Raw genomic sequence first — 17,260 nt, forward strand, 5'->3', positions numbered from 1 at the left:
GAGCACACCATGCAGGACCGGATCCGCGCGTTCGTCCTCGCGACACTCATCGAGATGAACTACGACGTCACCGAGGTCACCGGCGACACCGACCTCGGCCCGGCCGGGCTCGACCTGGAGTCGCTGGCCCTGGCCGACCTCTCGGTCCAGGTCGAGGACGAGTTCGGGGTCAAGTTCGACCTGGACGAGATGGAGGGCACCGCGCTGATGACCCTCGACGAGTTCACCGCCGACGTCGCCGCCCGGATCGCCGCAACCGGCGCCGCCGCCCCCGCCGTGTCCGGCAGCCCCGCGTGACCGACCTCGCGCCGCTGGGCCGGGCCGAGGTGCTGGCCATGCTGGCGACCTTCGGCGACCGCTCCCCCGAATCCGTCCCCGACGATCTCGGCTCGCTCGAACTCACCTGGCTGATAGCCGAGTTCGAGCAGCGCTACGGGATCGAACTGGACCTCTCCGACGAGCGGATCGACACCGTCCGCACCGTGGACGACGCCGTCGAGGTGCTACGCGAGGCCGCCGAATCCGGGAGACCCACCGGGGCCGCTCAGCCATGAGCAGCGACGCCGTCCCCGCCGCCCGGCCCGTGGTCACCGGTCTCGGCGTGCTCAGCGCCTGCGGCCGGGGGCTCGAACCGCTGGCGGCAGCGGTCAGTTACGGCAAGACCGCGTTCGACACCGTGTCCCGCTTCGACGTCAGCCGACGCCGGACGACCAGGGCCGCACTGCTGACCGACCCGCCGCCCCTGGCCGAGGCCCTGCTCGGGGTCATCGCCGACGCCTGCCGCCAGGCCGGTCCGGACGGCAGCACGGAGACCCCGCTGCTGCTCGCCCTGCACAGCGACCTGGGCACCGCCGAGGTCGCCGCGCGGGTCGCCGAAGGAGCGGCCCGGCTCTGCGGCGTCCCCGGGGTGACCCGGGTCTACACCGGCGCCTGCGTCGCCGCGGCCACCGCCGTGGCGGACGCCGCCGCGCTGGTCGCCGCGGGTCGGCAGTCCCGGGTGCTGGTCGCGGCCGGGCACCTGGTGCAGCCGGGCGTCTTCGCCGCCTTCGACGCCGGACGGGCCCTGGCCCGCGACGGCGAGCTGCGCCCGTTCAGCGCCGGACGGTCCGGCACCCTGCTCGCCGACGCGGCCGTGGCCGTCGTCATCGAGGACGGGGCCGCGGCCGAGCGGCGCGGAGCCCCGGTGCTGGCCGGGCTGGCCGGCTGGGGCCGGTCGGGGGACGCGCACCACGTCTGCCGTCCGCTCCCGGACGGCGGCGGGATGGCCAGAGCAGCCGAATCCGCGCTGGCCAGGGCGGGGGTGGCCGCGGCCGAGGTCGGCTACGTCAACGCCAACGGCACCGGCTCGACGCTGGCCGACCGGGCCGAGGCGAACGCGCTGCGCCGGGTCTTCGGCAGCCACACCGACCGGCTCCCGGTCAGCTCCACCAAGGCGGTGCACGGCCACGCCCTGGAGGCGTCGGCACTGCTGGAGCTGGCGGTCACCATCGCCGCGCTGCGGGACGGCCTGCTCCCGGTCAACGCGGGCTGGCTCGGACCCGACCCGGACTGCGGGCTCGACCTGGTGCTGGACGGTCCGCGCGAGGCACGTCCGCGCTATGCGCTCAGCCTCAACTCGGCCTTCGGCGGCGCCAACACCGCACTACTGGTGGCCGCCTGATGGTACTTCAGATCCTGGCCGAGGGCCGCTGGCCGACTCCGGACGACTCGAACGACCCGAACGACTCGGAAGGCCTGGAACCGCCGCCGCTTCCCGGCTTCACCTCCTCCTCGTTCAACCCGCTGGTCGCCGTGGCCGCCGAACGCTGCCTGCGGGCCGGCTTCGGCGACCGAGCCGTTCCGGACCGGACCGCGCTGCTGCTCACCAGCCGCAGCGGCGACCGGGCCACTGCGCGCGCCATCGACACGGCGGCCCAGGCCGACCGGCGGATGCCACCGCTGCTGTTCTTCCAGTCCAACCCCAATGCCGTCCTCGGCCACATCGCCGCACGCCACCGCCTCACCGGCCCGGTGGTCGCGGTCAGCCCCGGCCCCGCAGTATCTGACAATCCCGGTGAAGTGCCGTCCGATGCAATGGCGTTGGCGGAACTCCTGCTCGCCGACGGCGACGCCGACCTGGTCCTCGTCATCGCCGCCGAGCAGGCCGACCCGGCCGACCCCGCTGTCCTCACCGTCCCCGCCGGACACCCCGCGCAGCACGACCGGGCCGTCGCCGTCCTGGTCCGCAGCGCCTGAGCGACAACCCCGCCCGGCACCTCGTCCAGCCGTACCACCGGTCACCCGCACCACCGGTCACCGCAGCACCCGTCACAGGCATGGCCGCCGCCATGGGAGGGACCACCACCGTGAGCACTCGCAATATCCGCGCGCTTCTCGCCGCCGACCCGGACGTCGGCGCGGGCAACGTGCTGACCAGCAGGATCGCCTTGGGCATCGGCCTCGACGAGCCGCTGCTGACCTTCGACACCCCGGTCGACGACCACGCCGCCTGGGAGCCCTTCACCCTGCGCGAGCTGGACCGCGCGGTCCGGGCCAGGGCGGCGGCACTGCACGCGCTGGGCATCGTCCCGCGCGACCCGGTGGCGGTCTACGCGACCGACGCCGCCGACCATGTGCTGGCCTTCCTCGCGCTGGCCCGGCTCGGTGCGATCCCGGCGCTGCTCAACCCGAACGTGCCCGGTGGGCGGGCCGCCCGCTACATCGCCCGGCTGAACGCGGTGGGCATCCTCGCCGACCCGGCCCGCGCGGCCATGCTGGCCGAGCACGACCCGGGCGCCCCGCTGCTCCCGGCCGTCGGCACACTCGCGGTCGGCGCGGACCCGGACGCCGCGCCGGAGCCGTACCGGCACTGGTCCGAGGACCCGGTGGCGATCACCCACTCGTCCGGCACCACCGGGATGCCCAAGGCGGTGGTGCACTCGCACGCGAGCCTCTTCGCGGCGATCCGGCACCGGCTGGCGCTGCCCCGTCCGCAGGGCTCGGAACGGATGCTCAGCGCGCTGCCCGCGCCGCACGCCGCCACCCTGATCGCGGTCAACCTGGCGATGAGCGCCAACGCCGAGATCGCGCTGCTGTCCCGGCAGTCCGGCGCCGGGGTGCTGGACGCGATCGAGAGCTGGGCCCCGCGCGGGGTGATCGGCTTCGCGGCCACCTGGGCCGAGCTGGCGCACCATCAGCTGAGCGACCGTCAACTGGACTCGGTCGCCCTGTGGTGGAACACCGGCGACTGCGCCCACGAGACGCACATCCGCCGGCTGATCGCCGCCGGCTCCCGGGAGACGGTCACCCGGCAGGGCCGGGCCCGGATTCCCGGCTCGCTCTTCGTGGACGGCCTCGGCTCCACCGAGATGGGCCACTCGCACTTCTTCATCTCGCACGGCCCCGGCACCGAGCGCTACGGCCGCTGCGTCGGCAGGCCGCACGCCTTCGTCGACTGCGCCGTGCTCGCCCCCGACGGCAGCGCCCTCGGGCCCGGCGAGGTCGGCGAGCTCGGCACCCGCTCCCCCACCCTGGCGCTGGGCTACTGGAACGACTCCGCCACCACCTTCCGCACCCGGGTCCGCGGCTACTTCCTCACCGGCGACCTGATGTACCGGGACGAAGAGGGCTACTACTACCACGTGGACCGCGCGGTGGACTCGGTGGACCTCGGCGGCGGGCGGCGGCTGTTCACCGCGATGTCGGAGGAACGGGTGCTCGCGGCCTGCCCGGACGTGCTGGACTGCACCGTGGTCGCGTTCCGGGACGGCGGCGAACGGGTGGTCGCCGACGTCCTGCTGCAGCTCGACCCCGGCGCCGACCCGGAGGCCGACCGCACCAAGGAGGTCACCGCGGCGCTCGACCCGCACACCGCCGCGGTCGTCCGCGAGGTGCTGGTGGTATCCGAGGACCGGATTCCGCTGGGCCCGACCGGCAAGGTCCGCAAGGTCCTGCTCCGGGAACGCCACCTCGCCGCCGTGGCCGCCCGATGAGCCGGGACCGCGACGCCGCCGTGGTGACCGGGATCGGCCTGGTCACCCCGGTCGGCCGGAAGCCGGACGAGGTCTTCGACGCGCTGGCCGCCGGACGCTCCGGGGTCCGCGCCGTGCCCGAGGGCCACGCCGCGCACGGCTGGCTGGAGGCGGCCGGGATCGCCCCGGCCGTGGACGGCCGCGAGGTGCTGCCGCCGACCGAGACCCGCTGCGTGGACCGCTTCGTGCTGCTGGCCCTGGCCGCGGCCGACGACGCCCTCGCCGACGCCGGGATCGTGGTCGGCCGGGACGCGGACCCGCGCCGGGTGGCCGTGGTGCTGGCCACCGGGGGCGGCGGCCTGGAGACCTTCGAGCAGCAGTCGCACAAGCGGCTGCGGCGCGGCCGACCCGGCGTCAGCCCGTATCTGCTTCCGGGGATGCTGTCCAACATGGCCACCGCCCGGGTCGCCATCAAGCACGGCATCCGCGGCTACAGCTCGGCCGTGGTCACCGCCTGCGCGGCCGGTGCACAGGCCGTCGCCGAGGGGCTGCGGCTGATCCGGGCGGGCGACGCGGACGTGGTGGTGTGCGGGGGCAGTGAGTCCTCACTCCATCCGACGATCGCCGCCGCCTTCACCAACTCCGGTGCCTTGTCCCGTGGTTGGAGTGACCCTGAGCAGGCGAGCCGACCCTTCGACCTGCGCAGGAACGGCTTCGTGCTGGGCGAGGGCAGCGCGGTGCTGGTGCTGGAACGGGCCGCCCACGCCGACGCCCGCGGCGCGGCCGGCTACGCCGACCTGCGCGGCTGGGGCGGCTCCACCGACGCCCACCACCCGACCATGCCGCGGGCCGACGGCGAGGGCGCGGCCGACTCCATGCGGGCCGCCATCGCCTCGGCCGGGCTGCTCCCGGCCGACATCGGCTATGTCAACGCGCACGGCACCGGCACCAAGCTGGGCGACGCCGCCGAGACCGCCGCGCTGCACACGGTGTTCGGCGCGGACCAGCCCGCGGTCAGCTCCACCAAGGGCTCGACCGGGCACCTGCTCGGCGCGGCCGGGGCGGTGGAGGCGGCGGTGAGCGCGCTCGCGCTGAGCCGGGGCATCCTGCCGCCCACGGTGAACCTGGACGAGCCCGACCCGGCCTGCGCCCTGGACCACGTCCGCGGCGCGGCCAGGACCACGCCGGTCGGCGCCGTCCTGACCAACTCCTTCGCCTTCGGCGGCCACAACATCAGCCTCGTCCTCGGCCCGCCGTCCACCCACGCCACGCGCTGAAGCACGCCGCGCCGCCCTGAAGCACAGCGCGCCGAACCGCGCCGTCCTGAACCACGCCGCTTGAACCCCACCGCGCCGATCCACGCCGCGCGCCGACCCGCAGCACGCCGCACCCGCGGCACACCACACGTCCGGGGAGCCTTCCGTTGACCGTCACCACCATCACCCACATCGAGTACCACTGCGCCGACGCCGCGCAGTCCGCGACCGACCTGGTCACCGGGTTCGGCTTCGCACCCGACGCCCGGCAGCCGGAGCCGCGGCCCGGCCTGCACAGCGTGCACCTGCACCAGGGCACGATCCGGCTGCGGCTCACCTCGGCCGCGCAGCCCGCGCACCCGGTGGCCCGGTTCGTCGAGCGGCACGGCGACGGGGTCGCCGTGATCGCCCTCGGCTGCACCGACCCGGCGGCCTCGTTGGAGCGCGCGGTCCGGCACGGTGCCCGGGTGCTGGACCGGGACGCCGGCCTGGTGGCCGGCTTCGGCGACCTGGCGCTGCGCTTCGTCGCCGACGCACCGGCCGACCCCGGTGCCGACCCCGGGGCAGATTCCGGGGCCGGGCCCGCCGCACCGGGCGGCGCGCTGCTCGACGTGCTGGACCACATCGCGATCTGCGTCCCCGCAGGAGAGTTGGCCGCGGCGGTGCGCTTCTGCGAGGCGGCCCTCGGCTTCCACCGGATCTTCGGCGAGCACATCGAGGTCGGCGCCCAGGCGATGGACTCCAGCGTGGTGCAGAGCGGCTCGGCCGCGGTGACCTTCACCCTGATCGAGCCGGACACCGCGCGCCAGCCGGGCCAGATCGACGCCTTCCTGGACGCGCACGAGGGCCCCGGCGTGCAGCACCTCGCCTTCCGCACCCACGACATCGCCGCCGCGCTGCGCACCTTCCGCGGCAACGGGGTGGAGTTCCTCACCACCCCGTCCGCCTACTACGACGGGCTGGCCGAGCGCCTCGGCGGCACCGCGATCCCGGTGGACGTGCTGCGCGAGCTCGACGTCCTGGTGGACCAGGACCACGGCGGGCAGCTGTTCCAGATCTTCACCCGCTCGGTACACCCCCGGCGGACCTTCTTCCTGGAACTGATCGAGCGTCAGGGCGCGGGCACCTTCGGCACCGCCAACATCAAGGCCCTGTACGAGGCGGTCGAGCGCCAGAACGCCGCCGCGGCGCTCTGATCCCGAGTCACCTTTCCTGAGTGACCTTCCTGAGTGACCTTGAGGAGACACCGCCCATGACGGCCACCGCGCATGCCGCCGCAGCCTTCGCCCTGACCGACGCCGAACGCGCCCTGCTGCCGACCCCCGAGGAGGTGGCCGACTACGCCGAGCACGGCTGGTATCTCTCCCGACGGCTGTTCAGCGACCAAGAGTTGGACACCCTCCAGGACGCCACCGAGAAGTACTACGAGGGCCACCGGGACCGCACCCTGCCGGTGCGTCCGCCGAACCTCGCCGCCTGGGAGCCGTCGCACGGCCCGGTCCAGCGGCACAACGACTACGTCCACTTCGAGAGCGACGCCATCGCCGCGATCCTGCGCAAGCCGCTGGTGGGCGCGGTCGCCGCGCTGCTCGCCGGGGCCGAGGAGATCCGGATCTGGCAGTCGACCCTGATCTACAAGCCGCCGGTCCCGGACGAGCCCAGCAACCAGGTGCCCTGGCACTTCGACCGGCACTACTGGCAGACCTGCTCCTCGGAGCGGATGCTGACGGCCTTCATCCCGTTCCACGACTGCGCCGAGGAGAACGGCACCATCACCATGGTCGACGGCAGCCACCGCTGGAAGGAACTGGAGACCGAGGAGGACTCCAGCCGCCACTTCGCCCAGCGGGACAACTCCGAACTGGAGCAGCTGCTGCTCGACAACGCCGACTTCAACGGGCAGCAGGTGCGCAAGGTCCCGGTGCTGATCCCGCGCGGCCAGGTCAGCTTCCACCACTGCCGGACCTACCACGGCAGCGGCGCCAACCGGGCGCCCGAACCGCGCCGGGCGGTGTCGCTGCACCTCCAGGACGGCGCGAACCACTACCGCCGGCACACCCGTCCGGACGGCAGCCAAGTGGCCTACAACCACGACGTCGTGGTGCGCCGCACGGCGGACGGGGTTCCGGACTACGCAGACCCGGAGATCTGCCCCACGGTGTGGCGGGGATCGCTATGATGACGCCTCAATTCCCTTTGCTCACAACAGGTCTCACCACTGTCGAGGGTCGCTACCGGATGCTCCGGCTGATCCGCGGCTTCGAGGAACGAGCGCTGGCGCTGGTGCGCAGCGGCATCATCGTCGGCGGCATCCACCCCTACATCGGCCAGGAGGCGGTCGCGGTCGGCGTCTGCGCGTCGCTGCGTCCTGGCGACCGGATCACCAGTACCCACCGGGGCCACGGCCACGTCCTGGCCAAGGGCGCGGAACCCGGCCGCCTGCTCGCCGAACTCGCGGGCCGGGAGGCCGGGTTGAACCAAGGACGGGGCGGTTCCATGCACGCCGCCGACCTCGCACTGGGCATCCTCGGCGCCAACGGCATCGTCGGCGCCGGTGCCCCGATCGCGGTCGGCGCCGCCTGGGCGGCCCAACAGGCAGGAGAGGAAAGGGTGGTGGCAACGTTCTTCGGTGACGGCGCGCTGAACCAGGGCGTGCTGCTGGAGTCGCTCAACCTGGCCGCGATGTGGCGGCTGCCGGTCCTCTTCGTTTGCGAGAACAACGGCTACGCCACCACCCTGCCCGCCGCGACCGCCGTCGCGGGCAGCGCGCTGGGCCGGGCCGAGGCCTTCGGCATCCCGGCCGTCAGCGTCGACGGGATGGACACCGAGGCGGTCCGCGAGGCCGCGGCGCAAGCCGCCGAGCTGGCCAGGAGCGGCGGCGGGCCGAGCTTCCTGGAGTGCCGCACCTACCGCTTCGAGGGGCACCACACCATGGAGCGCCGGGTCAAGGTCAGCTACCGCACCGCGGAGGAGGTGGACGGCTGGCGCGCCCGCGACCCGCTGCTCCGCGCCGCCGCCGCGGTCGACGCGATCGACCCGGAGCTGCGGCCGGGGATCGACGCCGAGGTGGCGGCGGTGCTGGCCGAGGCCGAGCGGTTCGCCCTGGCCGCCGCGCACCCGGACCCGGCGACCGCCTGCGACCACCTCTACGCGGACGGGCTCCGCCCGCGAGCCGGGGCCGTCGTATGACCCTGCTCTCCTACACCAAGGCGCTCAACCGCGCCCTCGCCGACGCCCTCGCCGACGACCCCGCGGTCTGCGTGTTCGGCGAGGACGTCGGGGCCGGTCTGGCCGGACCGACACTGGGGCTGCAGCAACGCTTCGGCAGCGGACGGGTGGTGGACACCCCGCTGTCGGAGCAGGGCTTCACCGGCCTGGCCGTCGGCGCGGCGCTGTCCGGGCGGCGTCCGGTGATCGAGTTCCAGATCCCGTCGCTGCTGTTTCTGGTCTTTGAGCAACTCGTGAACCAGGCGCACAAGTTCTCGCTGATGACGGGTGGTCAGGCCGGAGTCCCGCTGACCTGCCTGGTCCCCGGCTCCGGCTCGCGGGACGGCTGGGCCGGGCAGCACTCGGACCACCCCTACAGCCTGTTCGCCCACGCCGGGGTCAAGACCGTGGTCCCGGCCACCCCCTCGGACGCCTACGGGCTGCTGCTCTCCGCGATCCGCGACCCCGACCCGGTGGTGGTCTTCGCCCCGGCCGCCGCACTCGGCGTCCGCGAGGACGTCACCGTGCCGCTGGCGCCGGTCCCGCTCGGCTCGGCCCGGGTGCGTAGGGCCGGGACGGACGTCACCGTCGTCGCGGTGGGCCACCTGGTCCAGGACGCGCTGGCGGTCGCCGAGGAGGTCGCCGACAGCGTCTCGGTGGAGGTGTTCGACCCGCGCACCCTCCACCCCTTCGACTGGACCGCGCTCGCCGCCTCGCTGGAACGCACCGGTCGGCTGGTCGTCATCGACGACTCCAACCGCAGCTGCGGCATCGGCGGGGAGATCCTGGCCACGGCCGCCGAGGAGATGCGGCTGATCGCACCGCCCCGCAGGATCACCCGCCCCGACGGCGCGGTCCTGCCCTTCGCGTTGGCCCTCGACCGGGCGCTGCAGCCCGGCCGGGACCAGCTCCGGCACGCCCTGCACGCCGTGATGAAACACCCGTCCTGACCCCCTTCTGCCGTTCCATCCCGAGGAGCCCTGCCATGGTCACCGACCGCTACCACTGGGACCGCACCCACCCCGGCCTGTCCGGCCTGCAGCAGGCGATCGAGCCGCTGCGCCGCGAGGTCGTCGAGCACACCGTCTACGGACAGCTCAACAGCATCGAGCGGGTCCGCACCTTCCTGGACCGGCACGTCTTCGCGGTCTGGGACTTCATGTCGCTGCTCAAGAGCCTGCAGCGGGAACTGACCTGCGTCGAGGTGCCCTGGGTGCCGAGCGGTCCGACCGCCAGCCGCAGACTCATCAACGACATCGTGCTGGTGGAGGAGAGCGACGAGCTCGGCGAGGGCTTCATCAGCCACTTCGAGCTCTATGTGGAGGGCATGCGGCAGGCCGGCGCCGACCCCGGCCCGGTCTCCGCCTTCCTGGACCTGCTCAGGGCCGGTACGGCCGTGCCGGAGGCGCTGAAGGCCGCACAGGCTCCGCAGGCCGCACTGGACTTCACCGGCACCACCTGGGAGATCATCGACAACGCCCCGGTCCACTGCCGGGCCGCCGCCTTCGCCTTCGGCCGGGAGGACCTGATACCCGACATGTTCGCGCAGGTCATCAAGATCGACGACCCGGACGGCGTGCTCACCGTCTTCAAGGACTACCTGGCCCGGCACATCGAGGTGGACGGCGAGCAGCACACCCCGATGGCCATGCAGATGCTGATCGACCTGTGCGGGGACGACGACGCCAAGTGGGCGGCCTGCGCCGACACCGTCCGCACCGCGCTGCGGGCCCGGGTCGGGCTGTGGACCGCGATCGAGGACGCTTTCTCGGAATGCCCTTGACGATGCGTCAGGCCAGCTTGCGCACCGCCTCCGCGAGGGGCGGCAGCGGGTCCTGGTCCGAGCGGTGACGGTGCAGCGCAGCGCGTCCCTCCGCGCTGCGCAAGCGTCCGGCGAGGCGGGTCGGCAGAACGACGGTGAACAGCGAGCCGGTTCCCTCGAAACCCTCCACCATCCAGGAGACCCAGGGCAGTTGGAGGTTCGCGGCCGGGCTGAAGAAGACCGGCCGGCGACCGCCGAAGCTGATCTCGTAGGCGCCGAACCGGCTCCAGTTGGAGAAGGTGAGCCTGCGCCGCGCGGGGTCGAACCCGAGCGGGGCGCAGTCGCCCAGGCGGTCCCGGCCGATCGCTTCCAGGAAGCGGATATTGGCCCGCAGATTGAGGTGTGAGGCGGTGAAGTCCTCGACGGCCTCCCGCAGTTCGACCGCGAGCCGTTCCGGCGCCGCGCCCCCGGCGCAGTCGAGATGGATCTCGCTGAGCAGATTGCCGACCACAGTCGCCGGAAGGTCCAGCGGGCGCCGGACGTTGACCGGCACGGTCAGTTCCCTGGCCTCCGCGTCGTCGTCCAACTCCCTTATCGTGCAGACGACATGCGCGCAGAGCACATCACTGGTGGAGAGCTTGCGCCCGGCCGCCTCGATGAACGCCTGTCGCATCCGTTCGGTCTCCGCCTCGCTGAAGTAGACCTGGACGGTGCGGTTGGCCCGCACCGAGAAGGCGACCTCACGGGCCAGCAGCTCCGCCTCCTCCGGTCCTGGCAGCCGGAATCCGGGGCGTCCGCAGTCCTCCGGCGGCAGCACCCGGTCCAGGTAGGCGTCGTGGTCGGCGACCAGTTCCACCTCGGGCAGCCGCAGTCCCTCGACCGCCGCCGACCAGGCCCGCATCAGCAGCATGAACGTCTGCACGTCGCCCAGCGCGTGGTGCCAGGAGAGCCCCAACGCCGTTCCACCGTCGGCCAGTCGGCTCAGCCGCACGGTCAGCAGCGGCAGGCCGCCGCCCCGGGCCTCGCTCGCCCGCACATGGTCCACCAGCTCGGCCCCGGGCAGGGTCACCCGGCTCATCGCCTCGGCCAGGGTCTCGTCCACGTCGTAACTGTCCATCGGCACACCGGAACCGTCGCAGACGATCTCCAGCACGTCGCCGCCGGCGGCTTCGGTGGTGCGCAAGCGTCCGCCGAAGACGGGGATCTGCTCCAGCGCCCGCGCCAGCCCGTCGGCGAGGCGTTGCTCGTCGAGCGGCTCACGGAAGAAGTACACGACGGACACCGCGAGATCGGCCAGCATGGCGTCCATCAGACCGCACCGCACCACCGTCCCCGCCGCCGTTCCCGCTGCGCCGCCGGGGCGGACCGTCCGGGATTCGCGCAACTGCGGCCAGGCACCCACGTCGTCGTGCTCCACTCGTCCGAAGAGGCCTCTGATCACCTCGAACCTTAGGGCAGCACACCGGTCCGAGCCAATGGTCTGGACCAACTTGTCGAAGCGTCAGTACGCCTTGTCAGTCCGGGACTTCGGCGACCGGCGTGGAGACGACGGATGCCTGGCCTCTGCGCGCGGCAACGGAGCCCGCGGCGGTGGCGGCGCCGATGGTGACCAGCGCGCCGAGCATCAGCGCCGCGGCCTCGCCCGGTGCCAGCAGCCGCAGTTGCGTGCCGAGCGTCGCCGCGGCCACCGGAACGCCCAACTGCGCCGAGGCCAGCACACCCAGCGGCAGTGGCTGGCCCGAGCCGCGCATCGCCGCGTGCACGGCGACCGCGCCCAGGCCGAGCAGCAGTCCGAGCAGGACGAACGAGGGGTGGCGGCCCAGCGCCCGCAGGTCGAGTGAGGCGCCGAGCCAGAGGAAGAACAGCGGTCCGAGGAAGCCCTCGGTCAGCGCGAAAAGCTGCTTCGCCAGTCGGCGCGGCTCGCCGACGGCGGCGACCGCGAGACCGAACGAGAACCCGGCCAGCATGATCGACACATGCGTCCGCACCGCCAGCGCGGCCAGGGCGAACAGCAGCACCAGGCTGATCCGCAGCTCCAGGGCGAACTGCCGCTCCTCGGAGAGCTGATGCAGCCGACGGCGGTAGCCGCCGCGCTCCAGCCACCGCAGTACCAGGAACAGCACCAGTGCCGACCCGGTCACCGCCAGCGCCCCGAGCGCCGCCCGCGCGGCGTGGTCGGGATCGATGACCAGCGGCAGCGCCACGATGCAGGCCGTGTCGGCGACGGCGACCTGCGGCAGCAGCGCCAGCACCAGGCCGCCGCCCAGCCCCAGCGAGTCGACGATCGGCAGCACCAGCGCGGCCGAGGAAGACGCCAGCAGCACCCCGTACATCGCGGCGTGGCCGGTGCCGAACGCCCGCGCGATGCCGAACCCGGCCGCCGCCGCGAGCACTCCCACGGCGGCGGCCCGGAGCGCACCGGTGCCCAGCCCGGCCCGCAGGCTCGGATCCCGCACCGGGACGTGCGCCCCGGCCACGAACATGATCAACGCGAAGCCGGTGTCGGCCAGGAAGGCGAACGTCCCGTTGCCTGCGTCCAGGTAGCCCACCACGGTCGGTCCCAGCAGCACCCCGGCGACCAGCTCGCCCAGCACCACCGGCAGCCCCCAGCGCCGGGGCAGCGCCAACAGCGGCCCGAGCAGCGCCGCGAGCGAGATCACGGCCAGCGTGGCGAACCCCACCGGGACGGCCTCCTCTTCTGCTCCCCGATACCCTCCGACGCCGCCCGGTCGGGGGCGGGGCGGGTCGAGTGATCGACTCACCCCGTCGGATCCGACTCACCCTAGAACCTGACCGGCCCTCAGCACGTCAGGCGCCGGTCAACAGGTAGGCCGTGGTGTCGCGGCCGGGGACCAGGGCGTGGCCGGCCGGGGTCAGCCGGGCCGAGCTGATGCCGGTGACCTCCGCGGCGCACTCCAGCGTCATCGGGCCGGGCGGACTCCCCGCCGTCCGCAACGGCTTGACGACCAGGATCCCGTTCTTGGCCCCGACCACGGTGAGCGGGGTGCTCTCGCCGTCGAGGGACACCTGCGCCTTTCCGGCGCACGGAGTGGCCAGCACCTCGATGCCGAGCGTGCTGGCGGACGCCTTGGAGGTCAGGCCCTGGAGCAGCGCCAGGGCCACCGGAGCGGACCGCCCGGTCGGCGCGTCCACGTCCAGCAGCAGGTCGAGGCCGGTGCGTGACACTGCTCCGTTGATGCCCTGCATGCCGAGCAGCAGCGCCACCCTGGTCCCGCCGTCCGGCGTGCGACCGGCGACCAGGAAGAGCACGGCCTTGGGGTCCAGCTGCTGCTGGTAGAGCAGCCGGGCGTCGCTGTGGGTGGTCTGCTTGGCCGCGTCCCAGCCCGACAGCACCGCGGACGGCGGCGGCCGCAGGTCGGCGTCGGCCAGCGGCCACCAGGCGGTGTCGGTGGTCGCGCCGCCGGAGGGGGCGGTCGCGCCGTGGGAGGAGCCGGCCGCTCCCCCGCTTGCCGGGACCGCGGACGACGGAGTCGGGGCGGGTGCGGCCCGGTCCGCGAAGGTCAGGGTCAGGCCGAGCACGGTCGCGGTGCAGGCCGCGACGCCCCCGGCGAGGACGGCGGTCCGACGGCGACGGCGCCGGTCCACCCGGGCCCGCACCTGGGCGTAGAGGTCGGGCGGGGGCGGCGCGGACGCCGCGGCCAGCGCCTCAAGATCCGCTTCCAGCCGCTGCTCGAACCCCCCGGTCACCGTGCACGCCCCGACGCGGGCGGGCCGGTCCGAACCGCCGAGGCGTCCGGCGCCTCCTCCGTCTGCTGCTGTCCCACCGTCGTCCGCAGCTGGGCCAGACCGCGGAAGGTGAGCCGTTTGACGTTGCCGACCGAGCAGCCGAGGGTCTGCGCCGCCTCCAGTTCGGTCAGTCCGACGTAGTGCCGCAGCACCACCGCCGAGCGGGTGCGCGGGGCCAGGTCGGCCAGAGCGCGGCGGAGCAGGTCGCGGTCGTCGACCCACCCGGCCGGCTCGCGCGAGCCGTGCTCCGGCAGGTGCAGGGTGAGGATCTCCTTGAGCTTGCGCCGACGGACGCCGTCGATGTGCGCGTTGACGATCGCGGTCCGCACGTACGCCTCCTCTCTGCCCTGCGCGAGCACCCGGTCCCAGTGCCGGTAGCAGTTGGCCAGGGCGGTCTGCAGCAGGTCCTCGGCCAGGTGGCGGTCATTGGTCAGCAGCTGGCACAACCGGAGCAGCGCACCGGAGCGGGCCTGGACGAACTCCTCGAACCGAGCCTCCCGTTCGCTCTGCCGCACACCGCCCCCTGCCTCGTTCTTGTTTCGCCCTGGGCCTGGCTCGCCCTGGTTCCGTGCCGAAGTGCCCCCGATTCTGACATCAACGCAGGTGGGGCCCGCGAGGTTGTACTCGCCGGGGGTGACGGGCGTCACAGTCGACCCGGACAACCAGCGGGGACGGGGGCCCGTTCCAAGGTCTACATGAGCACCTTCACAGTCCGCACGGCGTCGTTGCCTGTCGCCGCCGCCGCGACAACGGTCGCCGTCCTGGTCAGCACCCTGTGCACGGGCTGCGCCCAGCCATCGGCGTCCGCCGCCTCTGCGCCTGCGCCCGCCCAAGCCCGGACCCGGATCGCCGCGGCAGCAGCCGCAACCACGCTGCCAACCGCCACCCCCAATCCGACCCCCTCCCCAACCGCCCCCACCTCCCTACCGCCCGGGATAGGCCCGGCGCTCGGAGCCAAAGTCCCCACCGACGCCGACCAGATCCTCCTCGTCACCGGAAAAGGCGCGCGCTCCCCCGACTCCACCGCCGTGCTGTACCAACGCACGGGCGGGCAGTGGCAGGCCGACGGAACCTGGGCCGCGCACAACGCCCTGCGCGGCTGGACCAGTGACCACCACGAGTCCGACCTGCGCTCCCCGATCGGCGTGTTCGCCCTCACCGACGCGGGCGGACGGCTGCCCGACCCCGGTTCCCGGCTCCCGTACCACCGGTCGTCCCAGTTCGTGGACTTCGGGACGGGATTCGAGGGCGAGTCGCTGGCGGGGGTCTTCGACTACGTCATCGCCATCGACTACAACCGCAGGCCCGGCACCTCCCCACTCGACCCGGTCCGCCCGCAGGGGCAGGGAAAGGGCGGCGGGATATGGCTGCACCTGGACCACAAGGGCCCGACCCACGGCTGTGTCTCGCTACCGAAGGCGGCCATGCTGACCCTGCTCCGGACCCTGGACCCGAGCGAGCACCCGGTCGTCGTCATGGGCGACCGAGCCGCCCTCGCCGACGCGTGACCTGGACGAAACCGCGCTGGGCAGGCACGCTGTCCCTGTACCGAGAAGAGCCGTCATCCGCTTGCGCAATTAATCAACACTCTTCCGCATAGAGTCTATATTTATTTGCAATGCCTGGATCGCTCTATGCAAATAGGTGGGCGGTCGTGGCATAGTCGTTTCATGACTCGTAGACTCGCGGAAGTTGCCAAAAGGGTCGGCGTGAGCGAAGCGACCGTGAGCCGTGTCCTGAACGGCAAGCCCGGCGTCTCCGACAGCACCCGACAGTCGGTCCTCACCGCCCTGGACGTACTCGGATACGAGCGCCCCACCCAACTGCGCGGCGTCCGCGCCCGCCTGGTCGGACTGGTGCTGCCGGAACTGCAGAACCCGATCTTCCCGGCGCTGGCCGAGGTGGTCGGCGGAGCACTGGTCCAACTCGGCTTCACCCCGGTCCTCTGCACCCGCACCGCCGGCGGACTGACCGAGGCCGAGTACGTGACCATGCTGCTCGACCAGCAGGTCTCCGGCGTGGTCTTCTGCGGCGGGCTCAGTTCCGACGAGTACCAGCAACTGCTGGGCCGCGGCGTCCCGGTGGTGCTGCTCAACGCCGCCGTGGACTTCGCCGGGGCCCGTCCCGCGCCGCCCGCGTACGCGCCGCCGCCGGGCGGACGGCTGGGCTTCCCGCAGGTCTCCACCGACGACACCTCGGCCGTCGAACAGGCCTTCGCGCATCTGACCTCGCTCGGCCACCAGAACATCGGTCTGCTGGTCGGCCCGGACGACCACACCCCGTCCCAGCGGAAGATCGCCGCGTTCAAGTCAATGACCTCGCGGCTCGGCCAGCGCGGCGAGATCCACCGGATCGGGCACGCCCTGTTCTCCTTCGAGGGCGGGCAGGCGGTCGCCAGCGAACTGTTCCAGGCCGGGATCACCGGGCTGATCTGCGGCAGCGACATCCTCGCCCTGGGCGCCATCCGCGCCGCCCGACGCCTGCGGCTGACCGTGCCCGGCGACGTCTCGGTGGTCGGCTACGACGACTCGGCCTTCATGAACTACACCGACCCGCCGCTGACCACGCTGCGCCAACCGATCGAGGCCATGTCCAAAGCCGCGGTGACTTTGCTGGTCAACCAGATCCAGGGCAACGCCCCCACCCCCAAAGAACTCCTGCACGAACCCGAACTCGTCGTCCGCGGCTCCACCGGCCCCCGCACCGACCCCGTCCGCGAAGCAGAAGAACTCACCCGCCGCGCAGGGGTGTAGCAGCGGCGACGGCGTCGCCGGGCACGGACGAACGGACGGCGACGGAATCGACCCGCTCCCGGCCCTTCCGGCTGCCAACCGGGTCACGTCTGGCCGCCTCCGCAGTTGCGGCGTCCCGGAGGCCGCGCCAACGCCGCACTCCCGACGGCGTGGGAGACGGCCGTCGGCACTGGGCCTCCCACCGCGCACCGGCCCCGGCGAGTTGCAATTCTCGGGACAGGGCCACGTCATCGAGACCGGACACGCGGCAGGCTCGACTCTTGAGGCAACAGCCCACCGCCTGCTCCACCCAGGCATTCAGCAATTGCGGATTGCGGTTGAAGGAATTGCTCACGCCGGGAACCCGCCAGGCGTATCCGCGACGCCGACCAGTTGACTGCGGCGCAGCGCCCCACGAGGACCGCACCAGTACACCTGGTTGTCACGGACGCCGACCACATCGCGGATCGGGACGTGCTCCATAGAGCTCGTAACACGATCATGTGGTGGCCTTCTTGAGTCGTCGCCAGCAGATGAGCGTGCAACCCAGTGAGACGAGGGCGTTGTGGAGGTTGAGGCGGCGTTCCCAGCGGGTGGCGAGTCGTT

At 72.9% G+C, this 17,260-nt stretch carries 17 protein-coding genes; 13 read left to right on the forward strand and 4 right to left on the reverse strand.

Translation table 11 applies throughout. The features are described from left to right. Positions 1-9 precede the first annotated feature (9 nt). The 11 genes from ACEZDE_RS23945 (at position 10) to ACEZDE_RS23995 (ending at position 10,196) form a co-directional block, all read left to right on the forward strand. The gene (locus ACEZDE_RS23945; protein WP_380539358.1) at positions 10-297 is read left to right on the forward strand and encodes a phosphopantetheine-binding protein; all 288 of its coding nucleotides are present in this window, start codon (positions 10-12) and stop codon (positions 295-297) included. Then, on the forward strand, positions 294-554 hold the full coding sequence (locus tag ACEZDE_RS23950) for an acyl carrier protein (protein ID WP_380539361.1): 261 nt from the start codon (positions 294-296) through the stop codon (positions 552-554). Before ACEZDE_RS23945 ends, ACEZDE_RS23950 begins: the two co-directional genes overlap by 4 nt. Further along, on the forward strand, positions 551-1,660 hold the full coding sequence (locus ACEZDE_RS23955; RefSeq protein WP_380539364.1) for a beta-ketoacyl synthase N-terminal-like domain-containing protein: 1,110 nt from the start codon (positions 551-553) through the stop codon (positions 1,658-1,660). Before ACEZDE_RS23950 ends, ACEZDE_RS23955 begins: the two co-directional genes overlap by 4 nt. After that, positions 1,660-2,235: a hypothetical protein gene (locus ACEZDE_RS23960; protein ID WP_380539367.1), complete on the forward strand. Its 576-nt coding sequence runs from the start codon at positions 1,660-1,662 to the stop codon at positions 2,233-2,235. Before ACEZDE_RS23955 ends, ACEZDE_RS23960 begins: the two co-directional genes overlap by 1 nt. A 110-nt stretch (positions 2,236-2,345) precedes the next feature. After that, complete coding sequence (locus tag ACEZDE_RS23965; protein WP_380539370.1) at positions 2,346-3,971, forward strand: class I adenylate-forming enzyme family protein; 1,626 nt, start codon at positions 2,346-2,348, stop codon at positions 3,969-3,971. Continuing rightward, on the forward strand, positions 3,968-5,227 hold the full coding sequence (locus tag ACEZDE_RS23970; protein ID WP_380539373.1) for a beta-ketoacyl-[acyl-carrier-protein] synthase family protein: 1,260 nt from the start codon (positions 3,968-3,970) through the stop codon (positions 5,225-5,227). Before ACEZDE_RS23965 ends, ACEZDE_RS23970 begins: the two co-directional genes overlap by 4 nt. A 146-nt stretch (positions 5,228-5,373) precedes the next feature. Further along, complete coding sequence (gene hppD / locus ACEZDE_RS23975; RefSeq protein ID WP_380539376.1) at positions 5,374-6,402, forward strand: 4-hydroxyphenylpyruvate dioxygenase; 1,029 nt, start codon at positions 5,374-5,376, stop codon at positions 6,400-6,402. A 56-nt stretch (positions 6,403-6,458) separates the two neighbouring features. Continuing rightward, positions 6,459-7,385 (forward strand): phytanoyl-CoA dioxygenase family protein, encoded by a 927-nt coding sequence (locus ACEZDE_RS23980; RefSeq protein WP_380539379.1) that lies wholly within the window; start codon positions 6,459-6,461, stop codon positions 7,383-7,385. A 59-nt stretch (positions 7,386-7,444) separates the two neighbouring features. Next, positions 7,445-8,395, forward strand: a complete 951-nt coding sequence (locus tag ACEZDE_RS23985) for a thiamine pyrophosphate-dependent dehydrogenase E1 component subunit alpha (RefSeq protein ID WP_380539382.1) — start codon at positions 7,445-7,447, stop codon at positions 8,393-8,395. Next, positions 8,392-9,363, forward strand: a complete 972-nt coding sequence (locus ACEZDE_RS23990) for an alpha-ketoacid dehydrogenase subunit beta (RefSeq protein WP_380539385.1) — start codon at positions 8,392-8,394, stop codon at positions 9,361-9,363. The genes ACEZDE_RS23985 and ACEZDE_RS23990 overlap by 4 nt, the downstream gene beginning before the upstream one ends. 35 nt (positions 9,364-9,398) lie before the next feature. After that, the gene (locus tag ACEZDE_RS23995) at positions 9,399-10,196 is read left to right on the forward strand and encodes a DUF3050 domain-containing protein (RefSeq protein WP_380539388.1); all 798 of its coding nucleotides are present in this window, start codon (positions 9,399-9,401) and stop codon (positions 10,194-10,196) included. Between the two features lie 7 nt (positions 10,197-10,203). Here the strand turns inward: ACEZDE_RS23995 and ACEZDE_RS24000 are convergent, their stop codons facing one another. The 4 genes from ACEZDE_RS24000 to ACEZDE_RS24015 all read right to left on the reverse strand — a co-directional run bounded on the left by ACEZDE_RS24000 (position 10,204) and on the right by ACEZDE_RS24015 (position 14,437). Beyond that, a complete protein-coding gene (locus ACEZDE_RS24000; protein WP_380539391.1) occupies positions 10,204-11,577 on the reverse strand; it encodes an acyltransferase in 1,374 nt (457 codons plus the stop codon). 112 nt (positions 11,578-11,689) lie between these two features. Beyond that, positions 11,690-12,856 carry a cation:proton antiporter gene (locus ACEZDE_RS24005; RefSeq protein WP_380539394.1) on the reverse strand — a complete coding sequence of 389 codons (1,167 nt, stop codon included), beginning with the start codon at positions 12,854-12,856 and terminating at the stop codon, positions 11,690-11,692. 127 nt (positions 12,857-12,983) lie between these two features. Then, positions 12,984-13,883: a hypothetical protein gene (locus ACEZDE_RS24010; RefSeq protein ID WP_380539397.1), complete on the reverse strand. Its 900-nt coding sequence runs from the start codon at positions 13,881-13,883 to the stop codon at positions 12,984-12,986. Further along, on the reverse strand, positions 13,880-14,437 hold the full coding sequence (locus ACEZDE_RS24015) for a SigE family RNA polymerase sigma factor (protein ID WP_380539400.1): 558 nt from the start codon (positions 14,435-14,437) through the stop codon (positions 13,880-13,882). The genes ACEZDE_RS24010 and ACEZDE_RS24015 overlap by 4 nt, the downstream gene beginning before the upstream one ends. Before the next feature lie 180 nt (positions 14,438-14,617). Here ACEZDE_RS24015 and ACEZDE_RS24020 point away from each other — a divergent pair, with 180 nt between their 5' ends. Together ACEZDE_RS24020 and ACEZDE_RS24025 are read left to right on the forward strand one after the other, a co-directional pair. Beyond that, a complete protein-coding gene (locus ACEZDE_RS24020) occupies positions 14,618-15,430 on the forward strand; it encodes a L,D-transpeptidase family protein (protein ID WP_380539403.1) in 813 nt (270 codons plus the stop codon). Between the two features lie 162 nt (positions 15,431-15,592). Next, a complete protein-coding gene (locus tag ACEZDE_RS24025; protein ID WP_380539406.1) occupies positions 15,593-16,675 on the forward strand; it encodes a LacI family DNA-binding transcriptional regulator in 1,083 nt (360 codons plus the stop codon). Positions 16,676-17,260: the final 585 nt, after the last annotated feature.

Source organism: Streptacidiphilus cavernicola, from assembly GCF_042510955.1.
GTDB lineage: Bacteria > Actinomycetota > Actinomycetes > Streptomycetales > Streptomycetaceae > Streptacidiphilus > Streptacidiphilus cavernicola.